Source organism: Lactiplantibacillus xiangfangensis, from assembly GCF_001438845.1.
Taxonomy (GTDB): Bacteria; Bacillota; Bacilli; order Lactobacillales; family Lactobacillaceae; genus Lactiplantibacillus; species Lactiplantibacillus xiangfangensis.
Genome location: NZ_JQCL01000080.1, coordinates 162,073 through 176,668 on the forward strand (window position 1 = coordinate 162,073; position 14,596 = coordinate 176,668).

Sequence of the window (14,596 nt, forward strand, 5' to 3'; positions counted from 1 at the left end):
ACAAAGCTCACCACATTGGACACGAGTGGTTGGGGTCTTGGCAATTTGCAAAATGCCTACGCGATGTTTAATGGGGATCAAGCATTGGTCATGTTAGATACCAGTCATTGGAATCTGAGTAACGTGACGCAATCTCATTTTATGTTTGCTAATGATGTTAGTTTGACTAACCTAGATACATCGCAGTGGGGGCTCGGAAAAGATACCAACACGCAGGAAATGTTTGCCGGTGATGTGGCACTAACAACGTTGGGGCAAACTAATTGGGATTTGAATCAAGTTACGGATGCTAGTGACATGTTTAATAATGACCCTCTTTTGGCCAGCTTGAATACGAAGGATTGGGCGATTAATGGTCCCATCAACGTGACTAAGATGTTTACCTGTGATACAAGTTTAAAGACCCTTGATTTATCAAACTGGGATTTGAGTTCGGCGACGGCAATTACAGATATGTTACTTGGTACACCAACTTTACAAGAACTGAAATTAGGTTCCAAAGTGGCATTTTTAACGAGTGACCAAAGTGCGGTAATTGGCGATGCGCCGTTAAATGATACTTACACTGGTAAGTGGATCAATACGACGGGACAAACGTTCACGGCAGCCGAATTGATGCAACTATACAACGATACGTCTACGGCGGTAGCGGATACTTACGTTTGGCAAAAGGATCAGACAAACGTTACTGTGCGTGATTCCGTGGTTGACCAGAGTGGCCAAAACACTTGGAGCGCTGCGGATAATTTTGACAGCGCAACGGATGCTAACGGACTTTCTGTGACAGTTACTGATAGTACCGTTACTGGGCAAGTCGATACCACGATTCCGGGGACCTATCAGGTGACTTACAGCATTTTAAATGCGGCTGGAAACGTCGTTAAGGCTATTGCAACCGTCAAAGTGGTTGCTAGTCAGGTTTCAGTGGCTGCCCATGATACGACGGTGATGCAGGGTCAAGCTTGGCAAGTTGCGGATACTTTTGATTCAGCCACTGATTTTGAGGGCCAGCCGGTTGATTTTAGTCAGGTAGTGGTAACCGGTGCGGACCAAGTTGAAACTAAGACACCGGGAACGTATGATGTGACCTATCGTTATACTGATAGCCGAGGCAATGTCGCAACTAAGATTATTATGGTCACGGTAACGCCTAGTCAGGTGGCCGTAACGGCTAAAAACATGACGGTAATGCAGGGTCAAACGTGGCAGGCTGCGGATGCTTTCGTTAACGCCAGTGATGCCACTGGTCAATCGGTCGCGTTAAGTGCTGTAAAAGTCACTGGAGCGGTTGACACGCAGACGCCGGGACAATATCAGGTCATCTATCGTTACACGGACGCTTATGGGAACCAAGCTAGTCAAGTTGCAACGATTACGGTTGAAAAGTCGGCCGTCGCAATTGCGGCAAACGACGTCACGGTGATGCAAGGTCAACCATGGACGTCCGCTGAATCCTTTGTGAGTGCGACAGATGCTAATGGTGATCCGGTTGACCTTTCAGCGGTGACGGTCACGGGTGCGGATGCCGTTGATACTAAGACGGCTGGTCGCTATCCGGTGACTTACAGTTATATGGATAAGTATGGTAATCAAGCTAGCAAAGTTGTCACGGTGGTCGTTAAAAAGTCGGCCGTTGCAATTGAAGCTAACGGGATGACAATTATGCAAAACCAGTCATGGACACCCGCTGACGCATTTGTTAGTGCGAACGATGCCAATGGTCAGCCCGTTGCGTTTAGCCAGGTCACGGTAGTCGGTGCGAACCGAGTAGCAATCCAGACACCGGGAAGTTATGAACTGACTTATCGTTACACAGATGCTTACGGCAATACTGCCAGCAAGAACGTTGTGCTCACGGTTAAAGCCAGTCAAGTGGCTGTGGTTGCAAACGATACTAGCCTCATGCAAGGTCAGTCCTGGGCAGCGGCCGATAGCTTTGTGAGCGCGACGGATGCGCAGGGGCAGTTAGTTCAGTTGAACAAGGTCGTTGTCAGTGGTGAAAAGCAAGTCACTACGACCGTTCCTGGTGTTTACCGGGTCACTTATCGCAACACGGATATTTACGGTAACGTGGCTACTAAGACGATTACAGTTACGATTAAAGCTAGTCAGGTTGCAATCGATGCGAAGAACGTGACGTTGACACAAGGCCAAGCTTGGACGCCTGCTGATAGTTTTGTGAGTGCTCATACTGCTGACGGTCAGACGTTAGACTTTAAACAAGTTAGTGTTCTGGGTGCCGACCAAGTCAATGTCAAGGTGCCCGGGACTTACGCGGTTACTTATCGAGCGACTGACAGCTATGGTAATTCGGTGCAAAAGACCATTCTTGTTACCGTCAAAGCCAGTCAATTAGGACTAACTGTTAAAAATATGACGGTCAAGCAAGGTACGGCTTGGACGGCTGCTGACGCGTTGGTCAGTGCAACCGATGCAGCTGGTCAGGCAGTTGGGTTAACACAGCTCAAAGTGATAGGAACGGTTGACACATCTAAAGTAGGCAGCTACCCCGTACGTTATCAGAATACGGATATTTACAGTAATCAGATTGAGCGGACCGCGATGATCACGGTGACGCCGACTAGCCTTAACCATAGTGCAAGTAAACCGAATAAGTCCCAACCAATTGTTGAACCAGGTCAAGCGGCGGTGGTGAAATCCGCCAAAACACCGACTAGATCAAACCGGTCAATCAGTACTCGGACCAATGCTAAGCAGAATTCAGTTGAGACGGATCAAGCGGCCGTCATTGCTAAAGTGGAAACGACTAAGCAGCCTACGAGTAAACTGGGAGAAACTCATTCAAAAGCACACGCTAAGGCGGCTAAAGCAACTAGTCTGCCACAGACTGGTGAAAGTTCAGCAAATGGTGCGGCTGCTTTAGGGGCGCTAGCAATCAGTTTTACCGGGTTGCTAAGTTTCTTCAACAAGAAACGGCGGAATTAAAAAGTAAGACTACGTTTAGCTAAGACTTAAAAAAGGTAGTTCCGAGAAATCATTTGAGTTCTCGGAACTACCTTTTTTATGCCCGTCAGCCTAACCTTGAGGGCTTTTAGAAAAATACCAAATCGAGCCGAGATTTTAGTGGAACGACTGAGTGACTGGGGAGACATTCCACTTGACTAATGTACGTAATAAAGCACAATTTGAGTATATCAAGTACGAATTTAAGTACATTGGAGGCGCAGATTATGGAAGCAACGACTTTTAGTGATTTTCGGAAAGAACTCAAGAGCTACATGGATAAGGCCACTGATGACTTTGAGCCGGTGACGATTACTCGCAAAAATCGCCGAAATGCGGTTTTAATTTCGGAAGCGGAATATAACAATCTGGTAGAAAACCAATATATTCTCAGTAACCCAGCAAACTTAGCATGGTTGCAGCAGTCATTGGATCAGGCTAAGCATGGGAAAATGGAACAGCATGAATTGGTGGAGCCAGTCGATGGCAATGAATAATGTGGTAATAAAAAAATGGCGGCTTGCAATTTGCAAGTCGTCATTTTGGGCTCATTAGTTATTTTCTTGGTGATCATTGTTGGTGTCAGTAGCGGGTTTCTCAGCTGAACTAGATTCCGAAGAGGCTTCTGAGCTAGAAGATTCTTCGTGGCTGCTTTCCGCACTACTGCTTTCTTCAGAAGACGATTCTTTTGAAGATTCCTCAGAGGATGATTCCTTTGAAGATTCAGAGGATGATTCTTCGTGACTACTGCTACTTTCTTTTTCAGCCGAACTAGAAACGGCTGATGAGCTAACGTTGTTCTTGCTGGACGTTCCTGAAGCGGCCTCCGAGTTCGAGAAGAGGTGACCGACAACGTAAAGTTCTTCGATGCCGTTCTTCTTAACCGTCCCAACGGAACTAGGTTTGCTCCAGTCAGAGTTAGGTGAGTGTTCCTGCAAGTAAGTCATCATTTCACGGTAAATATCTTGTGAAATTTTCGACGTCGTGTTGTCAATATAGTTGACCTTTGAGAAGTCACCAGGAGTATCATAACCCGTCCAAACACTGACGGAATAGTTCTTAGTGTAACCAGCCATCCAAGAATCGGGTTCAGCGTCTGACGGCACCTTATCCTTATACTTATCTTCATAATTACTTGTCCCGGTCTTACCAGCTTGATAAACGCCGCCGATCTTAGCCGTGGTCCCAGTCCCAGTGGCGCTGTTAATCACGCCCTTGAGCATGTCAGTAATAATATAAGCGGTCGATTGTTTCATGACCCGGATCCCAGTACTATCGAAATTGGTCGTCTTGTTATCTGGTGTAACGATCTTGTTAATGTAGTACGGCTTATGGTAAGTCCCGCCGTTAGCAAAAGCGGCGTACGCGCCGGCAACTTGCAGGGATGAAACCTCAGCCCCAATCGCGTTAGAGTAAACGACGTGGTCCAAGCCCATCCCTAAACTGTTGGCGAATTCCTTAGCACGTGTCACACCGACGGCTTCGAGGGTCCGAACGGCTGGAATATTCCGTGATTGGACGAGGGCTTGACGCATGGTCATGTTGCCCAAGTGCCGGTTATCAAAGTCATTGACCGTAATGTCAGTACCGGGGTACTTGTATTTCGTATCAGCGACGGTCTTGTACGTTGGCCAGCTATCATATTCGATTGCAGGACCGTAATCCAAGATTGGTTTCATCGTTGAAGCGTTCGAGCGGTCTTTTTGGACGGCGCGGTTCAACCCGTAGGTCACGTCCGTATGTTTCCGACCACCAATCATTGCGGAAATTTTCCCGGTATACGAATCAACCACGGAAACCCCTAATTGGAAACGGTTGTTGGGGTAGTTGACGTATTTAGAAGTGTTCGCAATGTCAAACAAACGCTGTTGGGCGTTCATGTTCAAGTTGGTGTAGACCTTAAGGTTATCGGTTGCAGGATCGTAACCTTTTTTGACTAGGTCCTTTTTAACTTCCGTGATATAGGCATCGGCGACCTTGCTCTTATATTCCTGAGCGGCCAGTGACTTTTGCCCCGCGGATGAAAGGCCAGACTTAATGTTAACGTTCATTGCAGCCGTTTCTTGTTCCTTAGTAATGGCTTTGTTGTCGTACATTGCTTGTAGGACCAAGTCACGCCGACTTTTAGCGTAAGCGGGGTAGGCGGTTGGATCGTAGTAAGTTGGGGATTGTGGCATCCCAGCAAGCAGGGCTAATTGACTCAAGTTGAGGTCTTTTAGTGACTTGTTGTAGTAATACTGTGCCGCAGTTCCCATCCCGTAGACGCCGTTACCCATGTAGACCTTGTTGACGTAAAATTCCAAAATCTGGGATTTGCTGAAATGTTTTTCAACGTTTAAGGCTAACCAAGCTTCCTGCGCTTTGACCCTTAGATTTCGGTCGGAAGTTTTGGTTGAAAAGACTGACAATTTAACGAGTTGCATCGTCAGCGTACTCCCACCTTGCATACCGAGGGAACTCCCTTTTAGGTTTCCGAGGGCGGCCCCTAAGATCCGGGTGTAATCGACCCCCTTATGCTTATAGAAACGCCGGTCTTCAATGGAAACGACCGCGCTCTTGAGCGTATCGGGGATTTGATTAGATTTAACGTATTTGCGACTGTTAGCGCCCAGGTCAACGATTAACTTACCGTTTGAATCGTAAAGGCGGGTCGAAGGTTCCCCCTGCATTTTAGCTTCGGAAATTGACGGTGAGGTTTGAGCGTAATAAAAGAACAACCCGACCCCTGATAAGATGCCAATCACAAACAGTGCTAATAACGTCAAAATTATCCGCCGAAACCAATGCTTCTTCGGTGGTTGGGTTTGGTTCTTATTGCGAGCCACCCGTGAGTTTTGTTCATTGTTACCTGCCATGATGTTCTCCTTTAATGACTTGATGAGTCTTCATCAATGATGTTATCAATCGCATCCAAGTAAGGAATGAGGGGATTGATATGGTACTTCAGCTCCGCGGCCTGCTGCTCAATGTCCGTGAGTGGAATTGATTTGCGACCCCCGTCTTGCTGGTGATCCCAATAAGTAAACAGGTCAGTTGCTTTCAATAGAAATAGGCGATCCAAACTAGCAAAACGGATGATAACAAAACAAATTCCGCCCTGGTGTAAACACTGGCGCATGTGTTCAATTTGGTGCTCATGAAAGTTTTTGAGTGGAAAGGCCGTTTTGCTTTTCGTCTCCTTAGCTTCAAAATCTAAGTACTTACCGCGGTAAACCCCGTTGTAGTCGGTCGTGGAAGCGTGTTTGAAGTACGCTTCTTTAATAACGGCGGCGCTACGGTTGGGGTAGTCAACTTTGACGATTTGAATCGGGGTTGGCTTCTTATGAATAACTGCGATTTCATGTTCTAGATAGTAAGTATTGCTATCATTGATTTCTTCTTCTAAACTCATTCCCCGGTCGCCAAAGTTTGTATTGGCAAACTTGGAAGGTTTTGATTTTGAATGGCTAGGTTGGCGATAGACTTTACCGTTTGGATAGCGAATCGTCACATTAATCAACCTCCTAATAATGTAATATTTTACCATTATTAGGCTTAATGTGAAACCAATCAAACGTAGCGCGGCGTTTAAGGGCCGGGCAACGCGCACAAAAAGTGACGAATTAAGGTTTCTGGGGATGCGATCACGGAATTTGTAAGGCGAACTCACAGTTGATTAGAGGGAAAGGCGGGGGGCAATCGCTAAACTGGTCGGCGCGTTCTTTGTGCGGTAAAATTGATATCATAAGATATGGTAAAGATGGAAAGGGGTCTGGTTATGAGTCGGTTATGGCTGAGCGGGTATCGCAGATACGAATTAAATGTGTTTGGTGATCAAGATGATAAACTCAAAGTGATTAAATATGCATTGACGAATTACCTAACGACCCAGATTGAAGATGGCGTGGACTGGCTAATTACGGGCGGTCAGCTGGGAATTGAACAGTGGAGCGCCGAAGTTGGACTAGAATTAAAAAAAACGTATCCCGAGTTAAAAGTAGCCATGATGTTACCGTATGGTGAATTTGGGGGGCGGTGGAATGAAAATAACCAGGCGAAGTTGCAAGCTTTATTGTCGCGGGTTGATTTTCACGCGCCAGTTAGTAAGCAAACTTATGAAAACCCCCAACAATTAAAAAATTACCAAGATTTCATGGTTACCCATACCGATGCGGCCGCATTGGTGTATGATCCTGATAACCCCGGAAAACCATCGTACGATTATGATTTGATTCGGTCATACGGAGAGGCGCATCCGTATCCAATTACACTAATTGATTTCGACTGGTTACAGGAAAGTGCCAATGAATATGCAGAAAAGCAGAATAATGGTTTTAATTTTGAATAAAGTCTGCTACAATGTTTTAAGTAATGCGGATGCTTAGTAGGCATTGCGCGAATAACAATGAGGTGTTTTTAAATATGGCTAAACGTAATTTTACTCCCAAAGACATCCTTCAAAAAGAATTCAAACCAAAAATGCGGGGTTATGATCCTGCTGACGTGGATGGGTTCTTAGATAATGTCATTAAGGACTATGAGTCATTTACTAAAGATAACCAACAACTTTCAGATGAAAACGAACGGTTACGTGCCAAGGTCGACGAGTTGACGAAACAAGTTGCCGTTGGTGCGTCCACACCATCTTCACAACCGGCAAGTACGGTAACGAATATGGATATTCTGAAACGTTTATCTAACTTGGAACGCCATGTTTTCGGTGCACAATTAGATAATAATCAAAATGAATCACACCGTCTTTAAGGCGTGATTCAGTGTAAATCCTGGGTAATCGCGGCCGGCTTATGTCGGCTGAGGAAGGTCCATGCCCGCACAAGCTGCGATGCTTGTAGTGTCCGTGCTCGGCTATAAACCGGGGGATTGATGCTCGTCATCAATTACGGCGACAAAAACGGCTAAGGCGTAAGCTATGCCCGAGTATGTCTGAAAAGTGCCACAGTGACGATAACTAGTTGGAAACGACTAGTTTGGAACGCGGTAAACCCCACGAGCGGGAAACCCAAACTACGGTAGGGGAGCCTCACACACTGGAATTGAACAAAGTGTGAGGGGAGATTAATAATCTTGAGATAGATGATTACCGCCATACTGACTGTCGTCTGTGCTTCAGTATGGTACAAAACGTGGCCTACAGGGATTTACATGTTGACAGAGGGCTAGGACAAAAGTTCGCTTTTGTCCTAGTTTTTTTGTATGGTCATTTAACAAACGACCCGTAGCGCTATCGCTTAGCGAAATATGCTAAACTAGGTAGGGTAGTTTTTAACAGAATTAGCTAAATAGAAATTATGAGGAATGCAGGAGGATTTTTATGCAAGAATTTAAATTAATCGCGACCGCTGCGAGTGGGATTGAAGCTTTGGTAGGTCGGGAATTACGCGACTTAGGATATCATACGCAGGTTGAAAACAGCCGGGTGCGCTTTGATGGGACCATCAAGGATATTTTACGGACCAACTTATGGTTACGGACCGCTGATCGGATCAAGATTATTGTGGGTGAATTTGACGCCTACACGTTTGATGAATTATTTGAAAAAACGCTCGCTTTACCTTGGGACCAGTTGCTACCAATGGACGCAGAATTCCCAGTTGAAGGCAAGTCGCGTAATTCTAAGTTACACAGTGTGCCAGATGTACAGTCAATCGTAAAAAAAGCAATCGTTAACCAACTCGCATCGACGTATCACCGGAACGGCCATTTACCAGAAACTGGTGCGTTGTTCCCACTAGAAGTGGCTATCAATAAGGACCACGTCTTATTGACATTAGACACTACTGGTTCCAGTTTATTCAAACGGGGCTACCGGGTTGAAAAGGGTGGCGCACCGTTGAAGGAAAACATGGCCGCGGCCTTAGTCATGTTAGCTAAGTGGTATCCAGACAACCCGTTCATTGACCCCGTATGTGGATCAGGAACGATTCCGATTGAAGCGGCGTTATTAGCGCGCAACATTGCCCCTGGGTTTAACCGGGCCTTTGCCTGTGAAAAGTGGGACTGGGTTCCTGCCGGTTTAAGTCAGGAATTACGGGATGAAGCGGATAGCCAAGCCGACTATGATACCGAATTGGATATTAGTGGTTACGATATTGATGGGAAAATGATCGATATCGCAAAACTAAACGCCAGTGAAGCCGGCTTGTTACACGATATCAACTTCAAGCAGTTAGCGGTAAAAGACTTTACGACTGATAAAATCAACGGGGTCATCATTGCCAATCCACCTTACGGGGAACGGTTGAGCGACCGGGACAGTGTCCGGATCTTATACCGTCAAATGGGTCAGGTCTACGCTAAGTTGCCAAGTTGGAGTAAGTATATTTTGACGAGTGACTTGGAATTTGAAGATTACTATGGTCAAAAAGCGACTAAACGTCGTAAGTTATATAATGGGGCACTGCGGACCGATTACTTCCAGTACTGGGGTAAACGGATTCGGCCAGCGCGAACTGAAAACTAGATATGATCAAAGCGGCTTGCGATTGCAGGTCGCTTTTTTGACTCGAAATTAAGTCCGGTCGTCGCTGATAACATGCGGTCGTGGGACCGGGTTAAGCCTGTGGAGCGGTCTTAACCCTCGCCCGGGACACTCACAAGGTACGCAAGTGTCCCGGACCGTCCGTGGTGTAAAAGCGGCAAAAAAACGCCGCTTCAACGCCACCTTCACGGCAGATGTTATCAGTACCAACCTCCGAGTATCCGATAGAAATAACAAGTAGTACAACCATTTTTAGTGGAGCTGTGTAGGCAAAGCTTAGTGGTGATCTAAAAGATCTGATGGAAATTTAAAACTTCCGAACAAAATGATTGCCTTCTAGTAGGGCGAAGGGCCTAAAGTAATGTCATAAACAATTCGGGAGGCAATTTGATGACAACTATTACGGATACTTTTAAGTTAAACAACGATGTATTGATGCCTAAAGTTGGTTTTGGGACTTGGCAGACGCGTCCCGGTAAGGAAACTTACGACGCCGTTAGCAACGCCTTAAAAGCTGGTTATCGCTTTATTGATACGGCCAAGGCTTATCAGAATGAAAAGAGTGTTGGGGAAGCGTTACGCGACGCCAACGTTAACCGCGAAGACGTTTTTGTCCAAACTAAGTTACCTGGTGAAACGAAGACCTATGACCAAACGATGGCCGATTTTGAGAGTAGTTTAAGCGCGTTAGACTTGGACTACGTCGACTCATACATCATTCACGCCCCGTGGCCATGGAACCAGATGGGTGCGAACTATGATACTCAAAACCGCGATGTTTGGCGGGCAATGCAGGATGTTTATAATAGTGGTCGGGCAAAGGCCATTGGGGTCTCGAACTTCAATTCCCACGACCTCGAAAATTTGTTGACGTGGGATGGCTTAACCGTCAAACCAGCCGTTGATCAAATTCAATATTACGTGGGCCATACACAATCTTCAATCGTTAAGACGGCGGAAGCTGCGGGCATTGTCGTCCAAGCGTATTCACCACTAGCGACGGGTGGTCTGTTATCCGACCCAACGTTGGAACGGTTAGCGGACAAGTACCAAGTTAGTTTGCCACAGTTAGCCTTACGCTTCATTATTCAAAATGGGGTCGCACCGCTACCAAAGGCCCGGGCAATGGCGCACGTGGAAGCTAATACGGAGTTGGATTTTGAAATTAGTAGTGAAGATATGACGTACATGAATCAATTGAGTGACGACCACGGTTGGCATCCAGTTGGTGACTAAAATTGAATTATTTCTTGAAACCGGGTTGCTAAGGCGCCCGGTTTTTTGCTTTCGTTAATGTGGCTAGTTAGTAAAATGTTGGGTGATTCATGGAACGTTGACTTTTGGACGGGTGCGTCATTACAATTAAAAAAACATTAAACTATAATGAAACTAGTTCTCATTAGGAGGCGCCAGATGCGTAAATATATCGTTCAAGTGTGCCTATATACCCGTTATTTTTGGCAGGTGGCACTCGATAACCTAGGGATGTTGTTATACACCGTCGTGTTACCACTCGTCTTTTTAGTATTGAATTTAAAGTCGGCCTTTTTTAAACCACTATCGATGCAGCAATTTATTGGCACGGTCATGCCCTTTATCGCTTGGATTATCTTTTCAAATGTTTTGATGGTGATTGCAGACGTGGCGATGCTTCGTGAGCAGGGCTATTTAAAACAATACGTCTCGTTAGTTGTGAATCCGAGTGTCTTTCTGGTCAGCAAGATGCTCGTTAGCGGAGGCTTACTGGTGGTCATTTTAGGGCTGGTCGGCGCGGTTAGTGGAATCGTCTTTCACTTGCCGATCTTCGGGATTGTTTGGCGGTTGTGGGCTGTCCTATTATTAGTGGCGTTACCAGTACTTGGTTACTGCCTGCCCATTTTGAGTTTACCCATTCGTTACAAGTCATTAAACGCGGTGGTCAACACGCTCATGATTGTTGTGATGATTGGTTCCGCAGCTATTGAAAATAGTACGCACTTGGCCGTCACGACGGTTTGGTTGAACATGCTGAGTCCCATCTACTTAGTCATGAATACGTTTAACCTGCTGACAACGGCGCAGTGGGGTGCCTTTTGGCCGGCTTACGTTGCCACGTTAGTTGTGATGGGACTAATTGGGACCTATAGCTATCGGCACTTGCGTTTGTTGCCAACGGAGGGGTTATAATGCAAATTAGACAGTTGAAGTATACTTTTCCTAAAGCGCAGCAGCCCTTTTTTGACGGTTTAAACTTTGATTTAGTAGCCCACCAGGTGAACTTTCTAATTGGTCAAAACGGTGCCGGTAAAACGACACTAGCAGACATCTTATTGGGATTGCGTCCGGCGCAAGGTGAGATTACACCCCAAGGGTCTTCAATTTACTTAAATCAAAAATTACCGATGCTTGCGGCGACTCGCGTTTGTGACGTTGCACAGTTGGTATTGGGCGTTGCTACGGGGCAATTACGGCTATCATTGACCGATTTAGCGGAGCGGGCGGATGCGCCAACGGTGGCGTTTTTAACCCCGTTGTGGCACCGCCATTACGGTGACTTGTCGGGTGGCGAACGGAAATTAGTACAATTATTATTATTTTTGCAAGTTGACCGGGACTTAGTTGTTTTGGACGAACCGACGGCATTTGTGGACCGGCAACACGTCGCCACCTTATTTACCGTCATACGCGAACATCCACAACGGACTTACTTGCTGATTACCCATGACGTGCGCGATGTCACGGCGTTCAAACAGTGTCAGGTATTGTGGTTAGCGGACCGCCAGATTAAAGCGACGTGGACGGCAGAACAGTTTGCGGACCACGCCAACGATTCAGAATTTTTACAAGCGTTTAAAACGATTTAATAATTTCATGACTAAAAATGCCACCAAGTTGCGGTGGCATTTTTGATTGACTTGATAACATTTAATTTGGTGATATCAACGTATTATCGACCGAATTGAGAATTGTAAAATCAAGCCAAATATATTTAGAAAAGCCATTTTCCATAAGGGGTTCACCAGAATTGATTTGCCACAAATAGTCCTCGGTTTTTAAGTGCTGTTGGTGACAGAACGTCTGTAGCAGCTCTAAACCGTGATGGATGCCGGTAGTCGTGTTATCGACCAAAACACAGGCATAGTTAGCAGCATCTTTTTTTAGAACCGGGATCATTCGCTTATGTTTAACACTACCCACTTCTTTGATGATCCTAAAAGAAGCGCCATCATAGTCATGTGGGCGATCAATTGATAAGTTGGTTAAACAGCCAGCTTTGGTCGTATCCATAATTGATAATGTATCTAATTGTTTATAAAATTCAGCAAAAAGTTGTGCAACTTCTGCTTCGGTACAATTAACAGCTTGGCGTGAACACCAAAAAGTAATCGGGGGGCGTTGCCTAACGACTGGCTTATAAAGTACTTCGTTATCGAGGCTAGCTTGCTTTTCAAGCTTTTTTTCAAGCACTTGTTGAATGCGAACGAATTCGGTAATCTTTTTAGTGACTTTGTTTTGAGCATTGAGCAAATATGAAGTTTGAATTGTTTGTGACTGGCTTTTAATCGCTTTAATTTCAGATAACGATAGGTTTAAGCTACGGAGACCAAGTATAAATAGTAGGTCGTATAGTTGACTATAATCGTAGTAACGATAGCCAGTGCTAGCCGTATACTTGGGCTTAAAAATGTTTTTTTGATCATAAAAAATTAATGCTCGTCGAGTTGTATTTGCGAGTTCTGCCATTTCACTTATCTTAAGCATCTAAGTCCCCCTGGTTAACTATAAATATACTTTTACCATAGCATAGTTATTAATTTGAACAAACGGAAAACTCATTGTGAAACTAGTTGAATGAGACTCGGTGCTTTAGCAAACAAAAAATCCGTTGCTATAGATTGAGGTCAAGATAGCAGCGGACTTTTAATGTTTCAAGGACACCAATAATAACATCGCTTTAATTGTACTGTACTGCAGCATTGAGTTTACGGCGATTACATAAATAGAGAATCGTGGTTAAAGGCACGATAATTAACATTACTGGGTAAAAGAATTTGAGTGGAAAAATAGTGGGTAAGATTCCGCCAATGATGGGGCCAAGTGACATGCCAATATCGCTTCCCAGATAATAAGTGGCGTTAGCGAGCCCCTGTTCTTCTAGGGGCGCTAATAAGAGGGAAGTCGATTGGGAAACAGAAACCATCACCCCAAAACCGACGGCCATTAATCCAGCTGCCAGGATCATCTCAAAGTTGTTTTGCATGATTGTTAGTAGGAGGATGTAACCAATCGTCGCAAGTATGCAGATAGAAAACCAAATGCCAAATGAAATCGTATCAAAATAATTTTTTAACAAAATCCGAATCACGATCAAAACCAGTGAGTAACATAAAAAGAATAAGCTGACGGTAATATTCAAATGACGTTCTTGAACGTACATCACAATATCAGCTTGGGTCACGAAGTAGGGAATGGACAATAATGAAAAGATGACGGCTACTGGTAAGGCATCGCGTTGAATAATCTTAAAGTGTTGGCCGTCTAATTTAACTGAAGGTCGTGCCCGGTTATGGATTAACTGGATGACAAGGACCATGGCCACGGCGCTCAGGGCCGCCAGCATGATAATGAATTTATATCCTAGAAGTTGATAGATACTGATAGCTAGGGCGGGGGCAATTGCCATGGCCAGCGCGTTTAATAGGCCGTAATACCCCATTGCTGCACCAAGCCGCTGTCGTGGGACTAAGAAGGCCATCCAGGTTGCGAGACAAACGGTACATAGGACGAATCCCAAACCATTGATGATTCTGAAAGTTAATAGCCAAGGGGCGTTGAAAGCAAAGAGGTAGCCCAAATCACTAACTGCACATAGACTACCGCCAATCAGTGATAAGCGATACTTAGAAATTCGGTCGGTTAGATTACCAGCAAATGGTCTTAATAACATTGAAGTAATACTCATAACGCCCACAATGATGCCGGCAAAAGTACTATTGATTCCTAAATTACGGGCGTAGCCATTCATTAATGGGTTGACCGCTTGAATACTAAATTGGTAAAAAAAGGTTGCTAACATAACGCAAACAATATCTTTTGAAAAAAATGAAGACTGCTTTGTCAAAATTTAATCCGCTCCTTTGAACACAATTTAGCCAAATAAAAAAGGTGTTTATA

12 protein-coding genes and 1 other RNA gene are annotated in these 14,596 nt (G+C 45.1%); 9 read left to right on the forward strand and 4 right to left on the reverse strand.

The genetic code is table 11. From position 1 onward, the window contains the following. Window positions 1-2,946: bacterial Ig-like domain-containing protein (locus tag IV64_RS09940; RefSeq protein WP_237757327.1), on the forward strand; the 2,946-nt coding region annotated here is incomplete at its 5' end. A gap of 245 nt (window positions 2,947-3,191) precedes the next feature. Next, window positions 3,192-3,461: a type II toxin-antitoxin system Phd/YefM family antitoxin gene (locus IV64_RS09945; protein ID WP_057707091.1), complete on the forward strand. Its 270-nt coding sequence runs from the start codon at window positions 3,192-3,194 to the stop codon at window positions 3,459-3,461. 54 nt (window positions 3,462-3,515) lie between these two features. On the opposite strand, the gene IV64_RS09950 is transcribed toward IV64_RS09945, so the two are convergent. Together IV64_RS09950 and recU are read right to left on the reverse strand one after the other, a co-directional pair. Then, on the reverse strand, window positions 3,516-5,819 hold the full coding sequence (locus IV64_RS09950; protein ID WP_057707092.1) for a PBP1A family penicillin-binding protein: 2,304 nt from the start codon (window positions 5,817-5,819) through the stop codon (window positions 3,516-3,518). Between the two features lie 11 nt (window positions 5,820-5,830). Then, window positions 5,831-6,454, reverse strand: coding sequence for a Holliday junction resolvase RecU (gene recU, locus IV64_RS09955; protein ID WP_057707093.1), 624 nt, complete (start codon window positions 6,452-6,454; stop codon window positions 5,831-5,833). Window positions 6,455-6,721: 267 nt separating this feature from the next. On the opposite strand from recU, the gene IV64_RS09960 reads away from it, so the two are divergent. From IV64_RS09960 to IV64_RS09985, 7 genes are all read left to right on the forward strand, one after another. Next, entirely contained in the window at window positions 6,722-7,291 is a 570-nt protein-coding gene (locus IV64_RS09960; RefSeq protein WP_057707094.1) for an SLOG family protein, read from the forward strand. A 74-nt stretch (window positions 7,292-7,365) separates the two neighbouring features. Continuing rightward, entirely contained in the window at window positions 7,366-7,707 is a 342-nt protein-coding gene (gene gpsB / locus IV64_RS09965) for a cell division regulator GpsB (protein ID WP_057707095.1), read from the forward strand. Window positions 7,708-7,723: 16 nt separating this feature from the next. Further along, an RNA gene (gene rnpB, locus IV64_RS14175) (RNase P RNA component class B) lies at window positions 7,724-8,100 on the forward strand. Window positions 8,101-8,275: 175 nt separating this feature from the next. Then, entirely contained in the window at window positions 8,276-9,424 is a 1,149-nt protein-coding gene (locus tag IV64_RS09970) for a THUMP domain-containing class I SAM-dependent RNA methyltransferase (protein ID WP_057707096.1), read from the forward strand. A 408-nt stretch (window positions 9,425-9,832) separates the two neighbouring features. Then, window positions 9,833-10,678, forward strand: coding sequence for an aldo/keto reductase family protein (locus IV64_RS09975; RefSeq protein WP_057707097.1), 846 nt, complete (start codon window positions 9,833-9,835; stop codon window positions 10,676-10,678). A gap of 177 nt (window positions 10,679-10,855) precedes the next feature. Beyond that, on the forward strand, window positions 10,856-11,608 hold the full coding sequence (locus IV64_RS09980) for a hypothetical protein (protein WP_057707098.1): 753 nt from the start codon (window positions 10,856-10,858) through the stop codon (window positions 11,606-11,608). After that, window positions 11,608-12,285, forward strand: a complete 678-nt coding sequence (locus tag IV64_RS09985; RefSeq protein WP_237757328.1) for an ATP-binding cassette domain-containing protein — start codon at window positions 11,608-11,610, stop codon at window positions 12,283-12,285. Before IV64_RS09980 ends, IV64_RS09985 begins: the two co-directional genes overlap by 1 nt. Before the next feature lie 61 nt (window positions 12,286-12,346). Here IV64_RS09985 and IV64_RS09990 read toward each other — a convergent pair whose 3' ends face one another. Both IV64_RS09990 and IV64_RS09995 read right to left on the reverse strand, forming a co-directional pair. After that, window positions 12,347-13,183 carry a MerR family transcriptional regulator gene (locus IV64_RS09990; protein WP_057707100.1) on the reverse strand — a complete coding sequence of 279 codons (837 nt, stop codon included), beginning with the start codon at window positions 13,181-13,183 and terminating at the stop codon, window positions 12,347-12,349. A gap of 193 nt (window positions 13,184-13,376) precedes the next feature. Continuing rightward, window positions 13,377-14,543, reverse strand: coding sequence for an MFS transporter (locus IV64_RS09995; RefSeq protein ID WP_057707101.1), 1,167 nt, complete (start codon window positions 14,541-14,543; stop codon window positions 13,377-13,379). Window positions 14,544-14,596: the final 53 nt, after the last annotated feature.

What these genes read in the sequence shown, in the direction of transcription:
- IV64_RS09945 (WP_057707091.1), top strand. Translation starts at nt 3,192, where the DNA reads ATGGAAGCAACGACTTTTAGTGATTTTCGGAAAGAACTCAAGAGCTAC.
- IV64_RS09950 (WP_057707092.1), bottom strand. Translation starts at nt 5,819, where the DNA reads ATGGCAGGTAACAATGAACAAAACTCACGGGTGGCTCGCAATAAGAAC.
- IV64_RS09960 (WP_057707094.1), top strand. Translation starts at nt 6,722, where the DNA reads ATGAGTCGGTTATGGCTGAGCGGGTATCGCAGATACGAATTAAATGTG.
- gpsB (WP_057707095.1), top strand. Translation starts at nt 7,366, where the DNA reads ATGGCTAAACGTAATTTTACTCCCAAAGACATCCTTCAAAAAGAATTC.
- IV64_RS09970 (WP_057707096.1), top strand. Translation starts at nt 8,276, where the DNA reads ATGCAAGAATTTAAATTAATCGCGACCGCTGCGAGTGGGATTGAAGCT.
- IV64_RS09975 (WP_057707097.1), top strand. Translation starts at nt 9,833, where the DNA reads ATGACAACTATTACGGATACTTTTAAGTTAAACAACGATGTATTGATG.
- IV64_RS09980 (WP_057707098.1), top strand. Translation starts at nt 10,856, where the DNA reads ATGCGTAAATATATCGTTCAAGTGTGCCTATATACCCGTTATTTTTGG.
- IV64_RS09985 (WP_237757328.1), top strand. Translation starts at nt 11,608, where the DNA reads ATGCAAATTAGACAGTTGAAGTATACTTTTCCTAAAGCGCAGCAGCCC.
- IV64_RS09990 (WP_057707100.1), bottom strand. Translation starts at nt 13,183, where the DNA reads ATGCTTAAGATAAGTGAAATGGCAGAACTCGCAAATACAACTCGACGA.